General features: G+C 58.1%; 16 protein-coding genes. 5 read left to right on the forward strand and 11 right to left on the reverse strand.

Annotated features, from left to right (window positions below; translation table 11 throughout):
• Positions 1 to 3 precede the first annotated feature (3 nt).
• The 4 genes from MUU53_RS05405 to MUU53_RS05420 are packed head-to-tail and all read left to right on the forward strand — an operon-like array spanning position 4 to position 4,783.
• Positions 4 to 1,062: an LLM class flavin-dependent oxidoreductase gene (locus MUU53_RS05405; RefSeq protein ID WP_247259977.1), complete on the forward strand. Its 1,059-nt coding sequence runs from the start codon at positions 4 to 6 to the stop codon at positions 1,060 to 1,062.
• 39 nt (positions 1,063 to 1,101) lie between these two features.
• Positions 1,102 to 1,746 (forward strand): TetR/AcrR family transcriptional regulator, encoded by a 645-nt coding sequence (locus MUU53_RS05410; protein WP_156379362.1) that lies wholly within the window; start codon positions 1,102 to 1,104, stop codon positions 1,744 to 1,746.
• Positions 1,747 to 1,793: 47 nt separating this feature from the next.
• The gene (locus MUU53_RS05415; RefSeq protein WP_247259978.1) at positions 1,794 to 3,389 is read left to right on the forward strand and encodes a GMC family oxidoreductase; all 1,596 of its coding nucleotides are present in this window, start codon (positions 1,794 to 1,796) and stop codon (positions 3,387 to 3,389) included.
• Positions 3,389 to 4,783: a coniferyl aldehyde dehydrogenase gene (locus tag MUU53_RS05420; protein WP_247259979.1), complete on the forward strand. Its 1,395-nt coding sequence runs from the start codon at positions 3,389 to 3,391 to the stop codon at positions 4,781 to 4,783. The genes MUU53_RS05415 and MUU53_RS05420 overlap by 1 nt, the downstream gene beginning before the upstream one ends.
• Positions 4,784 to 4,906: 123 nt before the next feature.
• Here the strand turns inward: MUU53_RS05420 and MUU53_RS05425 are convergent, their stop codons facing one another.
• The 4 genes from MUU53_RS05425 to nirK form a co-directional block, all read right to left on the reverse strand.
• Positions 4,907 to 5,356, reverse strand: coding sequence for a pseudoazurin (locus tag MUU53_RS05425; protein ID WP_247259980.1), 450 nt, complete (start codon positions 5,354 to 5,356; stop codon positions 4,907 to 4,909).
• Positions 5,357 to 5,469: 113 nt separating this feature from the next.
• The gene (locus tag MUU53_RS05430; protein ID WP_247259981.1) at positions 5,470 to 6,216 is read right to left on the reverse strand and encodes a Crp/Fnr family transcriptional regulator; all 747 of its coding nucleotides are present in this window, start codon (positions 6,214 to 6,216) and stop codon (positions 5,470 to 5,472) included.
• Positions 6,217 to 6,249: 33 nt separating this feature from the next.
• Positions 6,250 to 7,137, reverse strand: coding sequence for an SUMF1/EgtB/PvdO family nonheme iron enzyme (locus MUU53_RS05435; protein WP_247259982.1), 888 nt, complete (start codon positions 7,135 to 7,137; stop codon positions 6,250 to 6,252).
• A 70-nt stretch (positions 7,138 to 7,207) separates the two neighbouring features.
• Complete coding sequence (gene nirK / locus MUU53_RS05440; RefSeq protein ID WP_247259983.1) at positions 7,208 to 8,341, reverse strand: copper-containing nitrite reductase; 1,134 nt, start codon at positions 8,339 to 8,341, stop codon at positions 7,208 to 7,210.
• 183 nt (positions 8,342 to 8,524) lie between these two features.
• Here nirK and MUU53_RS05445 point away from each other — a divergent pair, with 183 nt between their 5' ends.
• Positions 8,525 to 9,748: an NnrS family protein gene (locus MUU53_RS05445; RefSeq protein WP_247259984.1), complete on the forward strand. Its 1,224-nt coding sequence runs from the start codon at positions 8,525 to 8,527 to the stop codon at positions 9,746 to 9,748.
• Positions 9,749 to 9,822: 74 nt separating this feature from the next.
• On the opposite strand, the gene MUU53_RS05450 is transcribed toward MUU53_RS05445, so the two are convergent.
• The 7 genes from MUU53_RS05450 to MUU53_RS05480 all read right to left on the reverse strand — a co-directional run bounded on the left by MUU53_RS05450 (position 9,823) and on the right by MUU53_RS05480 (position 16,491).
• Positions 9,823 to 10,107, reverse strand: a complete 285-nt coding sequence (locus MUU53_RS05450; RefSeq protein ID WP_247259985.1) for a metal-sulfur cluster assembly factor — start codon at positions 10,105 to 10,107, stop codon at positions 9,823 to 9,825.
• Positions 10,100 to 10,618 carry a DUF2249 domain-containing protein gene (locus MUU53_RS05455; RefSeq protein ID WP_247259986.1) on the reverse strand — a complete coding sequence of 173 codons (519 nt, stop codon included), beginning with the start codon at positions 10,616 to 10,618 and terminating at the stop codon, positions 10,100 to 10,102. The genes MUU53_RS05450 and MUU53_RS05455 overlap by 8 nt, the downstream gene beginning before the upstream one ends.
• A 4-nt stretch (positions 10,619 to 10,622) precedes the next feature.
• The gene (locus MUU53_RS05460; protein WP_247259987.1) at positions 10,623 to 11,957 is read right to left on the reverse strand and encodes a hypothetical protein; all 1,335 of its coding nucleotides are present in this window, start codon (positions 11,955 to 11,957) and stop codon (positions 10,623 to 10,625) included.
• 28 nt (positions 11,958 to 11,985) lie between these two features.
• Positions 11,986 to 12,255, reverse strand: a complete 270-nt coding sequence (locus MUU53_RS05465) for a DUF2249 domain-containing protein (RefSeq protein WP_247259988.1) — start codon at positions 12,253 to 12,255, stop codon at positions 11,986 to 11,988.
• Between the two features lie 107 nt (positions 12,256 to 12,362).
• Positions 12,363 to 14,261, reverse strand: coding sequence for a nitric oxide reductase activation protein NorD (locus MUU53_RS05470; RefSeq protein WP_247259989.1), 1,899 nt, complete (start codon positions 14,259 to 14,261; stop codon positions 12,363 to 12,365).
• Positions 14,262 to 14,268: 7 nt separating this feature from the next.
• Entirely contained in the window at positions 14,269 to 15,081 is an 813-nt protein-coding gene (locus MUU53_RS05475; RefSeq protein WP_281435001.1) for a CbbQ/NirQ/NorQ/GpvN family protein, read from the reverse strand.
• A gap of 66 nt (positions 15,082 to 15,147) precedes the next feature.
• Complete coding sequence (locus tag MUU53_RS05480; RefSeq protein ID WP_247259990.1) at positions 15,148 to 16,491, reverse strand: cbb3-type cytochrome c oxidase subunit I; 1,344 nt, start codon at positions 16,489 to 16,491, stop codon at positions 15,148 to 15,150.
• Positions 16,492 to 16,499: the final 8 nt, after the last annotated feature.

Raw genomic sequence — 16,499 nt, forward strand, 5'->3', positions numbered from 1 at the left:
TGAATGACGAAGGCCTGTGAGATCGCCTGGTTTTCCGCGTTATGCGATGACGATTACCAGTTCCTTGGCGTTCCTGATCCAAGGCTGCAGTCCAGCTTCGAGCACTGTCGGGATATCGTTCTTCAGGCCGAAAGCGGTGGCTTCGATAACATTCTTCTGCCTTCCGGTTACGCGCTTGGCATAGATACCACGGCCTTTGCATCGGCCATGGCTGTTCTGACCCAGCGGATAAAGCTGTTGATGGCGCTTCGTATGGGGGAAGCATGGCCCGCCCAGCTTGCGCGCCAGATTGCGACAATAGACCGGATGGCGGGCGGTCGCCTGGCTATCAACATCATTTCCAGTGATCTCCCGGGAGAGGCCTTGGCCAGTGGGCCTCGCTATCAGCGAACGATCGAAGCGATGACGATCCTGCGATCGCTCCTGAACGGAGAGAGCGTTGATCACGACGGGACCTTCTGGAAGCTGAAGGTAGAGCCACCGCGTATTTCCACGCTTTCTGGACGCTGCCCGCAATTCTATTTCGGCGGCCTGTCCGAAGATGCGCGTCATGCAGCGGCAGTCGGCGCTGATGTTTATCTCATGTGGCCGGACCGCATGGAGGCCGTAAAGGATGTCATCAGCGATCTTACAGAGCGCGCGAAAGGCCAGGGCCGCACGCTTCGCTTCGGTTATCGCGTCCATGTCGTGGTGCGCGAAACTGAAATTGAGGCGCGCGAAGCTGCAGACCGGCTGCTTTCGAAACTGGATGATGCCACCGGCGCTGCAATTCGTGCGAAATCACTGGACAGCCAATCGGTGGGCGTTCGCCGTCAGGCCGAATTGCGTGAGCAGTCGGCAAATGATGGCTATGTCGAGGACAACCTCTGGACCGGGATCGGTCGGGCAAGGTCCGGATGTGGCGCTGCGATCGTCGGCGATCCGGATCAGGTTTTGGCCAAATTGAAGGCCTATCAGCAAGCAGGCATCGAAGCCTTCATTCTGTCCGGCTACCCTCACGCTGCGGAAGCGGACCTGTTTTCGCGATACGTACTTCCCCGCATCGAGCATGGAAAGCTATAAGCAACCATCTGCAGGTGGTTTTCAGCAGACCTATCTTCCGTGACCGGGATCATGATGGAAAGCGCGAGCAAGCCAAAGACGTCTTCCAAGCTCGAAGCCAAACGGATACGCAATCGCGACGCGATCAAGCAGGCGGCTTGGTATGTCTTCGCGCATCATGGGCTGGACGGATCCACTGTGCGCGACATCGTTGCTCACAGCGGTATTTCCATTGGAACCTTCTATAATTATTACGGAACACGGGAAGCCGTTTTCCAGGAGCTACTGGCCGACCTGACAACGGAGATCCGCAGGCGATCCAACGAGGCTCGCGGGAAGGAAACGGAACTGGAGGCGATGCTGCAATCCAGCTATCGCGGTTTTCTGGAATTCATTCTCGGGATTGAGCATGCGCTCGATTTCTGTGCACGCAACCAGCACCACATCCGCTCCTACCTGTTCAAACTCTCGGCCACCACCGGCATCGTCGATGACCTCATCCTCGATCTGCAGCGCACGCTTCCCAACAACAGCTTCGGACAGGGTGAACTGAAGCAGATCGCAACATTGATAGTGGCCAATGGTCTCGAACTTCTTCTGCAATCGCGTGACGAGGCGGAGGCAGATATCTTCACAGCCAGCGTTCTACTGGTTCGCGTTCTTGTCGGCGGCATAGCCAATCTCGGATCAGGCAATCAGAATTGACGCCTGCGTCAATTTTGCTAGTGTCTGTTCGGGGTGGGGGACAAGACATGACGATTGCCGATTTCATTATCGTCGGAGCGGGTCCGGCGGGGTGTGCGCTGGCCGCGGGCCTGGCAAAATCGAAACATGCGCCGCAGGTCGTGCTGATCGAAGCAGGTGGCTCAGATCCATCGCTGTTTTCTCAGATTCCCTTGGGTCTTGCGACGCGTGTTCCCTGGAGAAACCCCGAGAACTATGCATTCGAAACGATCCCGCAGCCGGGCATGAACAACCGCAAAGGTTACGTGCCCCGTGGCCGTGGCCTCGGTGGTTCCAGCCTGATCAACGCCATGATCTACATTCGTGGGCAGCGTCAGGATTACGATCACTGGGCGGCCCTTGGGTGCAGAGGCTGGGGCTGGGCGGACGTGCTTCCATTCTTCAAAAGAGGCGAGACCAACAGCAGAGGCTCGGACGACCATCACGGAGGCGACGGTCCGCTGCGTATCACAGATCTCACAGCGCCCGGAGCCGCGACTTACGCCTTTCTGGAAGCGGCAAAGCACTGCGGATTTCCACTTAATGAAGACTTCAACGGCGCAGATCAGGAAGGCGTCGGTCTCTATCAGGTCTTTCAGCATCAGGGCAAACGCTTCAATGCTGCAGAGGCCTATCTCGGTGCCGCCCCCTATCCGCAAAACCTGCAGGTGATGACGAATATCGAGGTTGAGAGCGTGGTCTTCGAGCAACGGACAGCCGTTGGCGTAAAGATCCGGTCAGGCGGGAAAGAAACCGTGATACGGGCCAGGCGTGAGGTCATTCTATCCGCCGGTGCCATTGGCTCGCCACACCTTCTTCAGCTCTCCGGCATCGGACCAGGAGACGCTCTGCGGTCTCATGGCATTGACGTCGTGTACGATGCCCCGGATGTTGGCGAAAATCTGCAGGACCATGTGGATTATACTGCCAACATCCTGTCCCGATTGGACGGACTTGTGGGTTACACGCCAAAGGCGCTCGGCAATATCGCCAAGGCCGCTTTTGAGTACCGGAAGAGGACAGGGTTGCTGACCAGCAACGTTGCCGAGGCTGGAGGATTTGTTCGCAGCCGCCCGGAGGTCGACCGACCAGACCTGCAGCTGCATTTCTGTATTGGTCTGGTGGACGACCATGCGCGAAAAATGCATGTCGCGACCGGCTATGCGCTCCATGTCTGTGTATTGAGACCCGAGAGTCGCGGTCGCGTGAGCCTTTCGTCCGGTCGCGCTGGTAGTAAACCTCTCATTGATCCACGGTTCTTTTCCGACGAGAGAGATCTGGACCTTCTCGTGAGGGGCGCCCGGATCGTGCATGACATTGTCGAGGCGCCTCCCCTTGCCGGTCCCGCATCACGTCCACTCTATCCGATCGATTTCACGAATGAGACTCAGGTGAAACAATTCGTCCGTGAACATGCAGATACGATCTATCACCCGGTCGGCACCTGCCGTATGGGAGGGGATGAGAGGTCTGTCGTTGACCCGACACTCAAGGTTCGGGGCGTGGATAGACTTCGGGTGGCAGATGCCTCCATCATGCCGACCCTGATCAGCGGCAATACGCAGGCGCCGTCCGCCATGATTGGCGAAAAGGCGGCCGCTCTCATTCTTGACGAGGCAGTTTAGTGGCAGAGTTTCAGCAGGTCTTTCAATCGATGCATCTTGCCTCGCGGACGGGACCCGACGCGACCTATTCGGAACGCATCGACAGGCTTGGTCGACTGGAAAAACTACTTTCTGACAATGTGGAAGCGCTTTGCAAAGCGATATCCTCCGATTTCAAATGGCGGTCGGATACGGAAACCAAGCTTCTGGAGATACTGCCGTTACTCCGCGGGATTCGCCATGCAAAACGGCATCTGGCGCGCTGGATGAAAGAGGAGCGGCGGAAGATCGATCTGGCATTCCAGCCGTCAAGGGCATGGGTTCGCTACGAAGCGCTGGGTGTCGTGGGCATCATTGCGCCCTGGAACTATCCGCTTGCGCTTGCAATAGCGCCGCTGACGGATGCTTTGGCGGCAGGCAACAGGGTCATGGTCAAACCATCGGAACAGACGCCCAGCTTTTCGGATCTTTTGGCGAAACTGATTTCCGAAAACTTTGCCGCGGATGAGGTTTCCGTTGTCCTGGGAGATGTTTCGATCGCTCAGGACTTTGCAAGACTGCCGTTCGATCATCTGCTCTTCACCGGATCGACCGAGGTCGGTCGATCGATCATGCGCGCAGCGTCGGACAACCTCACGCCGGTCACACTCGAACTCGGAGGAAAATCTCCAGCCATTGTCTGCGAGGATTTTTCGATCGACGCCGCAGCTCGCTCCGTCAGCTTCGGCAAGTTCATCAATGCGGGCCAAACTTGCATCGCGCCAGACTACGCGCTCGTGCCCCGCCATAGCGTTGACCAGTTTGTCGATGCTGTCATGAACCACGTGGCACAAGCCTATCCGAACCCTGCATCCAATCGAGACTACACATCCATCATTTCCGAAAGACATCTGATGCGTCTCAGGAATGCTGTGCAAGAGGCAGAAGCCGCGGGAGCACGGGTTGTCCAGTATGCCGGAGAGACACCCGATCGCGTGATGCTTTACCCGAAACTGGTGGTTGATCCGCCGCGCGACGGCCTGCTGATGCAGGAAGAAATCTTTGGGCCTGTGCTGTCTGTTGTCCCATACGACACAGTGGATGAGGCCATTGCTTTCGTGAATTCGAAGCCACGGCCGCTTGCTCTCTATCTGTTTACCGACAGTGGAGAGATGCAGTCAAAGATCATCGGCAATTGCAAATCAGGCGGCGTGACCGTCAACGGTACCTTGCTGCATTACGCCATGGAGAATTTGCCTTTCGGCGGAATTGGACCAAGCGGCATGGGCGCCTATCACGGCAGGGATGGGTTTCGTCGGTTCAGTCACGCCCGCGCGGTCCACAAGGTCGGCAGAATCAACATGTTTGAAAAGCTGGGTCCACCCTGGGGGCCCCTCCTTCGTCTGACATTGCGGGTACTCGGCAATATCAAGTGAAGCGCAATTGGCCGGACATAGGCTACTGTATGGAAGTCAAAAAAGCCTGCAGCATCTGGGGAGCTGCTGCAGGCCAGCGGTGAAAGGCTTGCGGGCGCACAGCCTTTCACCAAGGTAGGCTCCCTAAAGACCGAGCGACGCGAGCCCGGCCAAAACGCGAGCCTTCGCCTTGTTGGGAAGATCGTTCGCCTTCACGGCGGCCAGATTTGCCGGTGCCTCTCCCACAACGATGACACCTGCCATGCCCATGCCGACATGCGGCGCGCATTTGACGACATAGGCGCCTGGCACATCAAGCGTCACCTTGACCTCTTCATTCATCTTGCCCTTGAAGGCCTGCGCTCCTGCGGGAATAAGATTTGCCACCGCTTCCGCGTTATGGCTTTTGTCCGTCGGGGTAAAAATCACCGTGTCGCCGGGTGCTACCTTGATGGCGGCCGGTTCGAAAACCATGGCTCCGTTCGTGCCCTTGTTCAGCATTTGAACGTGATGTTCGGCAGCGTTTACCAGACCGGCAAAGGCGATTGTCGCGGTGATAGCTGCGGCATACAGCGAGAAAATTCGTGGGCTCATTGTCTTACTCCTTCAGGAAGGTCGGTTGCGACCTTGAATGGCAAGAGAATAGCTGGGCTGTCAGAACCGTCTTTGCGCAATGGCAAAGAGCAGGAAGGATCGGGCCACTGCGCTCAAAGCTTCGCACTGTCGGCGAGAGCCTGAAGGCGAGTCACATCACGAACCGTCAGTTTCTGGCGCCCGCCTTCTACAAGACCATCACCTTCCCAGGCACTGAGGATGCGCGAGACCGTATGAAGAGTGGTGCCGGTCATTTCCGCAATGTCCTGGCGTGTGATCGGAAAGTCGATGCGGATACCGCCTTCGGCTGCGCGCCCCGCCTGTTTGGTCAGCCGCAGAACGGCATGCGCCACGCGACGCTCGACCTCCTGGGTCGACATTTCTCGAATTCGCGTATGCGCCTCCTCCAGACGCGCACCGATGGTGTTCAACGCACTCGCTGCCAGGACGGGACTACGATCGATGAAATGCGGCCAGAGATCGGTCGGCCAGCAAACCGTGAGGCTCTCGATGACGCTAAGCGCGGTGCCGGGGTAATCAGGCCTTCGCAACGCTTTTGCAAAGCCGAACAGGTCGCCCGGATGCACGACGCGCACGATGATCTGCTGACCATCTGGTGTCACCTGTGTAACCTTCAACCGACCGTTCAGCAGCAGAAAGAAATGCGAGGCAGGTGCGCCCTGCTCGAAAACCGCCTCACCGGAAGGCACCCGTCGTGTGGTAGCGCGCGAAAGCAGTTCTTCGATTTCCACATCGGGCATTTTCTCGAAAAGAGCGAATGAGCGAAGAACGCTTTTGTCAATTTTTACCACGACCGTTCCCCCGGCTGAGACCCCAAAGGGCCCAAAGTCGGAGCACATTAGCATGCAGGTATGAGTGCGATTTGTCAGAGATCAAATCCAGTCGGGCAGATGTCGCCGTAAGCGGGCAAGCCATGGCTCATCCCGCACAAGACGAAAGCCTAAGTTTGCGGGGGGTGTTCCCACCGCGCAGCCACCGGATTTCGGTTCGCGCACGAAAGAACTCATGGGAGAGCGATGCCTGCCCACCGTCACATAGACGCCGCAGGCCACATCCTGCTTTGTGGCACCGGCATTGCCGCCAAGCTCCACGCGCCTGTGACAGGTGGAGGTCCATTCCCAGACATTGCCTGCAAAATCCGCGAGCCCGCTTTCCGCTTCACCAAACGAACCGGCTGGCTGCGGGCGTGCATCCACGGGTTTGCGCCGTGTTTCACGATCATAATCGGCAAGCCAGCGAATGGCGGGATTGGTGGTATCAGTATCCACGCCCAGCGCATCGTCGGGAAATTTCTCTCCTGCCGCCATGGCCATTTCCCGATCAGTTGGCAGACGCCATTGCTCGCCCGTGGCCTCACTCAGCCAGGCGGCATAGGCCGTCGCATCATCGAAGCTCATGCCGGTGGCGGGGAAACTGCTACGCGCTGGCGCGGAGCGATCCGCAGGTTTGCAGCGCCGTGCTTCTACACAGCGTTCATAGTCCGCTTCGCTGACCTGATATTTCATGATGTTCAGCGGAATGCCTGTGCCTTCCACTTTCAGCAAGGGTCCATCGACCGCAAAGCCGTTGCGATAGAACTCGCCATCCTGCCGGTAAGAGAATTCGTGCGGCAGAACCGAGATCGTCGGTGATGTCTTTACGCTGCTATCTCTGGCAGCGAAGGTCAGGCTTTTCACCTGTGAGGCCACGCCACCGGACAAGGCCACAAGCAGGATTGCGGGAAGGGCAATAGATCTGATCGAGCTTGTTCCGGTGGTCATGCCGCACCTGTTTTAACCTTGAGGCTCTCCACACCAGATGCGGAGAGCGATGTCGATGTCGGATAGTCGGTCAATGCGTGTTGGGCGAAAGCACCGCGGTCATCAGGTCATTGTTCCATTGACCTTCGACCTTGAAATGGGCGGCAGCACCCTTCTCGAATGCCTCGATAAGATTGTGGTTCACGTAGGCATAGATGCCCGGCTGCTGGAACGTGTAGAGCGCGGCCCCGGCGGCACCGCCTGGAATGAACCACGTCTCCTGATCGAGTTCCGGCGGATTGGCAAACTTGCCGGTTGCCCAGACATAATCCCCATGCCCACCGATCAAGTGCGGGCGCGTATCGCGATTGGCCTGCGAATGGAGGATCAGAACCTTCTCGCCGACTTTGGCCTTCAGGGCGTTCTCGCCGGTCAGCGCCCCCACCTTACCGTTGAACACGATATGGCTTGGCGTCAGCGTCCGCATGACCTCCAGCACATCGGCATAGGCATCGCCGTGGCTTTCGTATTTCTTGTATTCGCCATTTGCGTCGCGGGGAACGTAGAAATCCTGCTCGCCGACGTAATAGGCGCGGTCATAGCTGATATACTGCCCCTTGTGATCCTTCAGGCCATCACGCGGCAGAACCATGATTGCACCGTTCATGCCCGAGGTGACATGCCACGGAACCATGCCGGGAGGTGCGCAATGGTAAACGAAGACGCCAGCCTTCGTTGCCTTGAAGCGCATGATTGCCTTTTCCCCCGGGTTCACGACAGTCAAGGCGCCACCACCCAGCGCACCCGTTGCTGAATGGAAATCGATGTTGTGTTGCAACGTGTTCGTATCGGGATTGACTAGCGTCAGCTCAACATAATCGTCCTGATGGACCACGATCATTGGGCCAGGGACCGAGCCATCGAAGGTCATGGCATGAACTTCCGTTCCGGCATCATCGACGACGATCTTCTTTTCCTCGATCGTCAGGGTGACTTCGTAGATCTTGGGCGCACCTTCAGCCTTCTGAGGGTGCGGGTGAACGAAGGGAGGCTTAATCAATGCAAGCTTGACGCGCTCAAGCTTGGAGAGGTCCGGTTTGTGTGGAACCGTGACGGTGGGGTTTGCGGCCTTCGTCGCCGTGGCCGCAACCAGCGGCACGATTGCGCTGGCGAATGCGGCACCGCCCAACATGGAACGTCTGGTCAGTTCAAAATTTCTGGGCATCGACTTGATCTCCTGTGTGGAACGGAACAGCGCCGTTCTTCGACACAGATAAAAAGCCAATTCGAACCGTCGCTCTTTGCTCCAAAACAACAAGCTCGATCTATTTCTTCCCTGTAATTGTCATTGCGCAAAGAACAGACGCGCCAGAATATTAGCATTGCTCTCACCTTCAGGAGCAATCACATGACACATGCAGCACATAATGCGGATGCTGGCACGACCAGAACAATCCGCGGCCTTTCTCCCAACCAGCTCACACTGTTTTCCTACGGGTTTCGACCTTTCTTTCTGGGAGCCGTCATCTGGGCCCTCATCACCATGGCCCTGTGGCTTCTGGTGCTGAGAGGGACGATCGAGGTCGCCGGGGATTATGGGCTCAAAGCCTGGCACGCCCACGAAATGCTTTTCGGCTTCGGTTCAGCAGTTCTCGCCGGCTTTTTGCTGACAGCTATTCCGAACTGGACGGGAAGGCTGCCCGTCTCGGGTCTGCCTCTTGCCGGTCTTTTTGGTCTCTGGGCCATCGGGCGGCTCTCGCTTTCGCTGGTTCCGTTGGTAGGTGCGCTTCCAGCAGCAGTGCTTGAGGCTCTTTTTCTTCCGGCCTTATTCTTCATCTGCGCCCGTGAAATCATCGCCGGACGCAAATGGGCGGATCTGAAGATTCTTGCCGGTGTAGCCGCGCTAACCCTCGCCAATCTCTGCTTCCATCTCGAAGTCATTCTATGGCAGGGACCGGATCATTCCGCGCGCCTTGCCGTCTCGGCCTATGTCATGCTGATCATCATCATCGGCGGACGGATCTTGCCAAGCTTTACCCGCAACTGGCTGAACAAGCAGGGCCGCACGGATTTCCCGACACCGTTCAATGGCTTCGATAAAGCCGCAATCTTGTTGAGCTTGCCAGCCCTTGGCCTGTGGGTCGCCGCTCCGACTGCGCTTGCAACGGCGGTCTTCGCCGTCCTGGCCGCAGACATGCACATTGTGCGGCTGATCCGGTGGCGCGGCTGGACGACATCCCGCGATCCAATCGTGGTTGTGCTCCACATCGCCTATGCCTTTGTGGCGCTCGGCTTTTTTGCGATTGCAGGCGCGGCGCTGAATCTGCTTGAACCGACCGCGGCACTGCATATCCTGACAGTCGGAACGATCACGTCCATGATGCTGGCGGTGATGACACGCGCCACCCGTGGCCACACAGGTCGCGTATTGAAAGCGTCGCGCATGACGTGCATCAGCTACGCTGCATTGTTCCTCTGCGCACTCGTGCGGCCGCTTTCAACGCTTTTTCCCGCTTACCTGCCTGAGATCTACGGGCTGGCGGGACTGTTGTGGCTCACGGCTCTCGGGCTGTATCTGGTTGAATATGGTCCGATGCTGGTCTTCAAACGCAGGCAGCCGCTGCACCGCTGAGCCTAAAAATGATCCATAGAAAATGCCGCGTCTTCTATGGGAGGTGCGGCATTTTATTGTGAGGAATGAAGCCTTCAGACGCGTATCATTGAGGAGTTCCACGGTGGCTCGTAGGTCAGTTCAACATCAACAGCATCCACATGCCCCTGTTCCAGCAAACGGTGACGCACAGCTTCTGTCAGAAATCCTGCCGCCGGGCAGCCACGGGCGGTCGTGGTCATCAGGATATGCGCCTGCCGTTCACCACGCATCTCGATCTTGTAGATAAGACCGAGATCGACGATGCTCATGGCCGCTTCGGGATCCATGACCGCGCAGAGGCTTTGCTCGATAAGTTGACTGACTAAAGGTTCAGACATCGCGGTTCCCCTCCCCCCGCCTGACCAGCATGCGAAACACGGTGCCGGTTTCATCGTGATTGCCAACCCATTGGTGGCCGCGCCGCTGTAGCTCCGGAAACAGGAAGACCGGCTCTCGCGACAAAAGGGCAAAGAGAACCTCGCCCGGCTGCATCTCTTCCAGTTCGGCCAGGATTCGAACCATCGGCTGGGGAGGGTCGAGATCCGTCAGGTCGAGTTCCAGCACGGCTTCGGGCCAGATATCGGCGCTTTCGGCATCCTGGGAATGGGCCACACTTGCCGCCACAGGCAGGAAGCAGACCTCGTAGTCTCCACCACCCAATTCCCGCACCTGATGGCTGAAGCCTCGCCTGCGCATCACATTGAACAGCGGCTCTGGCCGGAAAGGTGCCAGCAACCGCAAGCCTTGCTGCGGGGAAAGCGCCTCCACGGCGCTCATGATCCGTGGGAAAGGTTCAACCCCATTCGCCAGCAGTGGACGCACGTCCAGTTCTGCGAAATCCTGTGCCATGGCATCACTCCTGTCTGGCGGTTGCAATGAAAAGAAGGGGGCGTTGCGCGCCCTTTGGGAGTTTGAGAGCAAGTGGCACGTAGAATAACCTGCGTGCCCGGATGAATTCGATGATCAGGATCAAGACAGAGAAAGCCGTTCCGCCGGAAGCGGTCCTGAACAGCATTGGCCAATCCGCTGCAAGCCCAATGGCAGCGGCGCAGACAGCAACGAAATACGCCGCAAAGGCCAGCCACGCGGGCTTTTCGCGTACCAGATCCTGCACCGCCGGCACCGGCCCCCTGCCCATGGCAGGGCCATAGGTCTCCAGCCAGGTGAGAAACGGAATGATCTTGTAGAGTTGCGCCAGTCCAAGTCCTGACAGCCACCCCATGGCGAGCAGATAAACGCCGGTCATGGCCAACGGGCGAGGAAAATCTGCCAGCGCATCAAGCGCGACAAGGCCTAGCCCGATCGGCAGAAAGTCCAGCGCCACAAGGCTGGCGAACATGTTGGATTCTATCTTCTTGCGTCTTCTGGTTCTCGCGATGGCGATGACATCCCGCGCATAGATGGCGGCAGCGATGGCAGCAAATGCCGAGGCCGCAAGGGTCATAGCTCCAGCGGCGATGACAAGCGAAGCAAGCAGGCACAGCAGTGCAAGCAGCGTGAAAGCAAGGACAAGGCGCGAACCGCGCCCACCATCCTGCGACAGAAGAAACATGGAAAACAGCCGATAACTGACGCCGATCGCCGTCACTCCCATCCAGCCAACTAAACCGAAGCCCGCATGGATGGGAACCGCAAAGGCGGTGAGCGCAATCAGCCAAGGTAGCGCTGACACACTCGAAAGAACGAGCGTGAAGCAGAGGCCGAGCAGCAGAGTGGCAGTGAGGGCTGCGAGCCCTGTCAGCACGAAGACACCCGGCAGTGAATTGAGCGACAACGGCACGAGAGTGGCACCGCACATGAGGGCGACCAATCCTAGGCCGAGGCACAGCAGCAGGCCACCCGCTGGCAGCATGACCGGGGGCGCATCGATAAATCCTCCTAGTGAGGCAAAGCCTGACAGAAGGAGGGTCAGACCCGCCAAAATCAGCAGCAGGGCCGGGGCTGCGCAAGATGAAAAACGCAAGGACTGCGATGCCAGCACCGGCACGAATTGCAGAAGAGCGCCGCAGAACAGCAGTCCGAGCCAGCCAAGGGCAATGGTATGGACGGTGATGAGTGTGGCCGGGTCCTGCCAGATTTCCTGCGGGAAGCCGAAGCCTGCCGCCATCAGACAGAGCCCGATCAGGAGGAAGATCAGGGCGCATGCGAAATAGGACATGGTCCAGCGCGAAATGGATGCGCCCTGCATGAAACGACACTCCTTAATGCGTCAGAAGTCAGTGGCCGCAGCAGCAGCCACAGCCGCCGCCCGCCTGCCGCCGGATTTCAACCCGCCAGACATCCGGCCCGGCTTCGAGATAGCTCCAACGGAAAAGATCCGGATACCGGCTATCGATCTGCATATGTAGCGGCTGCGGATCATGGTCGCTGGCCACATGCAGCGCATCGCCAGGAGCCAGATCGCCCAGCAAACCAAAGATGATCGGGTGACGTTGGCGGGGAGGAAGCAGACGAACATCAACTTCCTGAATGGGGGTAGTATTCATGTGAGAGCCTCATGATGAAGGAAATTCTGCGCAGGAATGAACTCGCATCCTGAGACTAGAGAGGCGGCAGGCTGCCTTCGTTGTTGCGCGACAAACAGCAGCGCATTTTATCGGGTCAGCGAGCGGTAGATTGCCGGAAGCGACTGCGGAAGCTTGCTGATATTGCCGACGATGGCAAAGCCATTGCGCCCGAACATGGCAGGCAGATAACTACGAGCGTCCTTGTCAACGGTGACGGCAAAGACACTGGTTCCCGCTCGTCGGGCTTCAGCGATGGCCTTGCGGGAATCCTCCAGTGCAAACCTCCCCTCATAATGATCGATGTCGTTCGGCTTGCCATCGGTCAGGATCAGAAGCAGCTTGCGGCGGTTCGGTTGTTTGACAAGTTCGGCATGAGTATGGCGGATGGCGGCTCCGATGCGGGTATAATAGCCGGGCTTCAAGCCCTCGATCCGCCGCTCGACATCCGAGTTCATGGTTTCACCAAACGCCTTGACCGTCTCGATCTTCACCCAATCGCGGCGGCGTGAGGTGAAAGTCTGGATCGAATAACGGGTGTCGCAAGCGCTCAAGCCATGCGCCAGAACACGCACCGCCTTCTTCTCCACATCCAGCACACGATGATCGTCAAACCAGGCATCAGTGGACAGCGATACATCCACCAGAAGCGTCACCGCAAGGTCGTGTCCCCTGGGGCGCGAGAGAAGATGGATGCGGTTTCCGCCGTCCCCTCCCGATGCCAGATCAGCGCGCATGCGCACCACCGCATCAAGATCCAGTTCCGAGCCGTCCACCTGCGCCCGCAGGATTTCATGCCGGGGTCTGAGAATTTCAAACTGACGCCGCACCTGACGCACGAGATCGCGCATATCTGCCGTTTGTGGCTCAGAGGTTTCTGAAAGCGCCGCAGGGCCTGAAATGACGCGGCAATAATTCGGCATATAGCTCAAGCTGCGGTAGTTCCATTCGGGGTAAGTGATCTCAGCCTCAAGTGTACTTGTGTCCACCGCTTCCGGCGGCAAATCCAGATCGAAGCGAAACTTTGCGGAAGGCCGCTCTTTGCGTCTACCGAGCCGGATTTCATCCAGATCGCGGCTGGCATCATCGTTTTTGTCATCGCTGTCGTCGGTCGGACGATTGACATTGACCATTTCCGCCATGGCGAGAATTTTCTCGAAGCGGTTCAGAATGAAGGGACTGCGATCGCTTTTCCGCTGCTCGGTTTCACGTTCACCGCGAAAGAATCCGGCGCCATCTGCGGCGGCAGCGGCGGTGCTGCCGTCTTCATCGCCAGTTTCAGCAGTAGAAGATGCTTCCGGCCGCAGATCATGAACAGGCCAAAGTGGCACCAACAGCAAAGGCTGGTAACCGACGGGTGCCTGTGCCGGAAAGATGGCGGGCATAATCTCATCGGCCAAGCCTGCGGCCCGACGAAGCAGGGCCATGGCGCGCGCTTCAACCAGCTTTTCGACGGGCGGAAGCACCGCTCTGCGACGCACGGCCAAGCCAGCACGGCAAAGCGCGGCGTAACGGTGCCGCAAGCCGGGAAAAGCGTTCAAAACTCGCTGTACCGTGGCAGAGGCCAGATCAAGACGTGCAAGATCTGCCTGAAGGGGATCACCCGGCTCCACTCCACCTGACGGCATCAAGGCCAGATAGGCGACCAGCCAGATATAGAGATCGCGGTTGAGCGCCCGTTCCGGAAAAATGTCGATGACAGGCGGCAGGGCCATTGCCCCCTCCCCTCGCGCAGCCCAGGCAAGCTTTTCCTCACCCAGCCCGACGAGTTGACGAAGCCTGAGCCGGTGGGAAGACGTGCGGGCATGGGCGGGGCCCAATTGCGCGGTAAGCTCTCCGCCGAAGGCGCGAAAGCAGGTTGCGAGATACGGCTTCACCTCGTCGAAGGTGACGGCCTGATCCGGGTAGCGCGGCATGCTCGAGGTCTGTCCCACAAGGCGGTGCCAGAACTTGCCGACGCTTTCTTCCAGTTCCAGAAACTCGAACATGGCAGCCTCAGACAATCACACTATGGGCGACTTCCGTCAGCGCCAGTTTCACATCCGCATCATCCGTCAGCGGTTCGATGATGGCAGCGCGCACCGCATCGCGCACCGGCATTCCGCTATCGATCAGGCAGGCGCAGTAGACCAGAAGGCGGGTCGAGACACCCTCTTCGATATCATGACCTTTGAGGCGGCGAAGTTTGGCCGCAAGCTCTACCAGCGGTGCCACGCGGGCCTCATCCAGACCGCTTTCCACGGCGACCACTGCAATCTCTTGCGCCTTCGGCAGAAAATCGAACTCGATTGACAGGAAGCGCTGCTTCGTCGACGGCTTCAACGCCTTCAGCATATTCTGATAGCCGGGATTATAGGACACTACGAGCATGAAGCCGGGAGGCGCTTCCAGCTGTTCACCGGTGCGCTCCAAAGGCAGAATGCGGCGGTCATCCGTCAGGGGATGCAGCACGACGGCGACATCCTTGCGGGCTTCGACCACCTCATCGAGATAGCAGATGCCGCCTTCGCGCACTGATTTCGTCAGCGGTCCATCCACCCAGACCGTATCACCACCCTTGAGCAGATAGCGCCCGGTAAGATCCGCAGCGGCGAGATCGTCGTGGCAGGAAACCGTTGTCAGCGGCAGGCCGAGCCGCGTTGCCATGTGGCTGACGAAGCGGGTCTTGCCGCAACCAGTCGGACCTTTGAGAAGCAACGGCAGCTGCCGCACCCATGCCATTTCGAACAATTGGCATTCGTTCCCGTTTGGAATGTAGGGCGGTATGTCAGCGAGCGTGACCCCGCGCAGTTTCTGATGGATCGTCATCGTGCAATGTCCTGTGTGAGGGGAGAGGCCCTGCAGGATTAGGCAGGGCCTGAGGCTGGGATGCGCTTATTCTGCTGGCTGGAGCGAAGCGGCTGAAGCGACGCGCTGCTTCCCGGGCACGAAGATGGCCCAGATGAACATGATGGCAGAGATCAGCACGAAGATGCCGGAGCCAAGCCTGATCCAGTAGAACAGCGCCAGCTGGTCCTGCACATCCATGTAGCTTTGGCCGAGTACCCGCTGCAAATGCACCTGAAGCACGCCCGCAAAGGTCAGCGCGAAGGTCATGACGGACATGGCCGTGCACATGATCCAGAAGCTGACCATGGAGAGCATCTGGTTATAGGGTTGGCGACCCAGAAGTTCCGGCACCGCATAGACCATGGCGGCAAGGTTCAGCATGACATAGGCCCCGAAGAAGGCGAGGTGGCCGTGCGCAGCCGTGACCTGTGTTCCATGCGTGTAATAGTTCACCGATGACAGCGTGTGGAGGAAGCCCCAGACACCGGCACCGAAGAAGGCCATGACCGAGCAACCCAGCGACCAGAGAATGGCGGCACGGTTCGGGTGCTTGCGCCCTGCCTTCCAGGTCATGACGAATGTAAAGACAACCATGGTGAAGAAGGGAGCAACTTCCAGCGTTGAGAAGATCGAGCCGATCCACTGCCAGTAGCCCGGAGCGCCGATCCAGTAAAAGTGGTGGCCGGTGCCGAGAATGCCGCTGAAGAGCGCCAGACCGACGATGACATAGAGCCACTTCTCCACCACTTCACGATCGATGCCGTTCAGCTTGATCATCAGGAAGGCGAGAACAGACGCCATGATGAGTTCCCACACGCCTTCGACCCACAGATGGACGACGTACCACCAATACATCTTGTCCAGCGCCAGATTGGCCGGATTGTAGAAGGCGAACAGGAAAAAGATCGCCACACCCCAGAGCCCGAAGATCAGGATATTCGTCACCACCGTCTTACGGCCTTTCAGCACTGTCAGCGTGATGTTGAACAGGAACATGAGGCAAACGATGACGATGCCAATCTTGATCGCAAACGGCTGCTCCAGAAATTCACGGCCTTCGTGAATGTGGAAGAGATAGCCCACCACGGCGGCGGCAGCGGCAATCAGGAAAATCCAGAACTGCGCAATGGCAAGCTTCGGGCTGTAAAGCTCCGTCTCCGCTTCTTCAGGCAGCAGGTAGTAGGTGGTGCCCATGAAGCCGATCAACAGCCAGACGATCAGCGCATTCGTATGAACCATGCGCACGATATTGAAGGGCAAAAGAACGGAAAGCGTGTTCGGCAGAACATAGATGGTGCCTGCCAGGACGCCGAACAGAACCTGGGCGATGAACAGGCCGAGTGCACCGTAGAAATACAACAGCGCGACCTTTTGTGTTTTATATTTCATGATGATGT

The sequence above is a fragment of the Affinirhizobium lemnae genome, from assembly GCF_022968395.1.
Classification (GTDB): Bacteria; Pseudomonadota; Alphaproteobacteria; order Rhizobiales; family Rhizobiaceae; genus Neorhizobium; species Neorhizobium lemnae.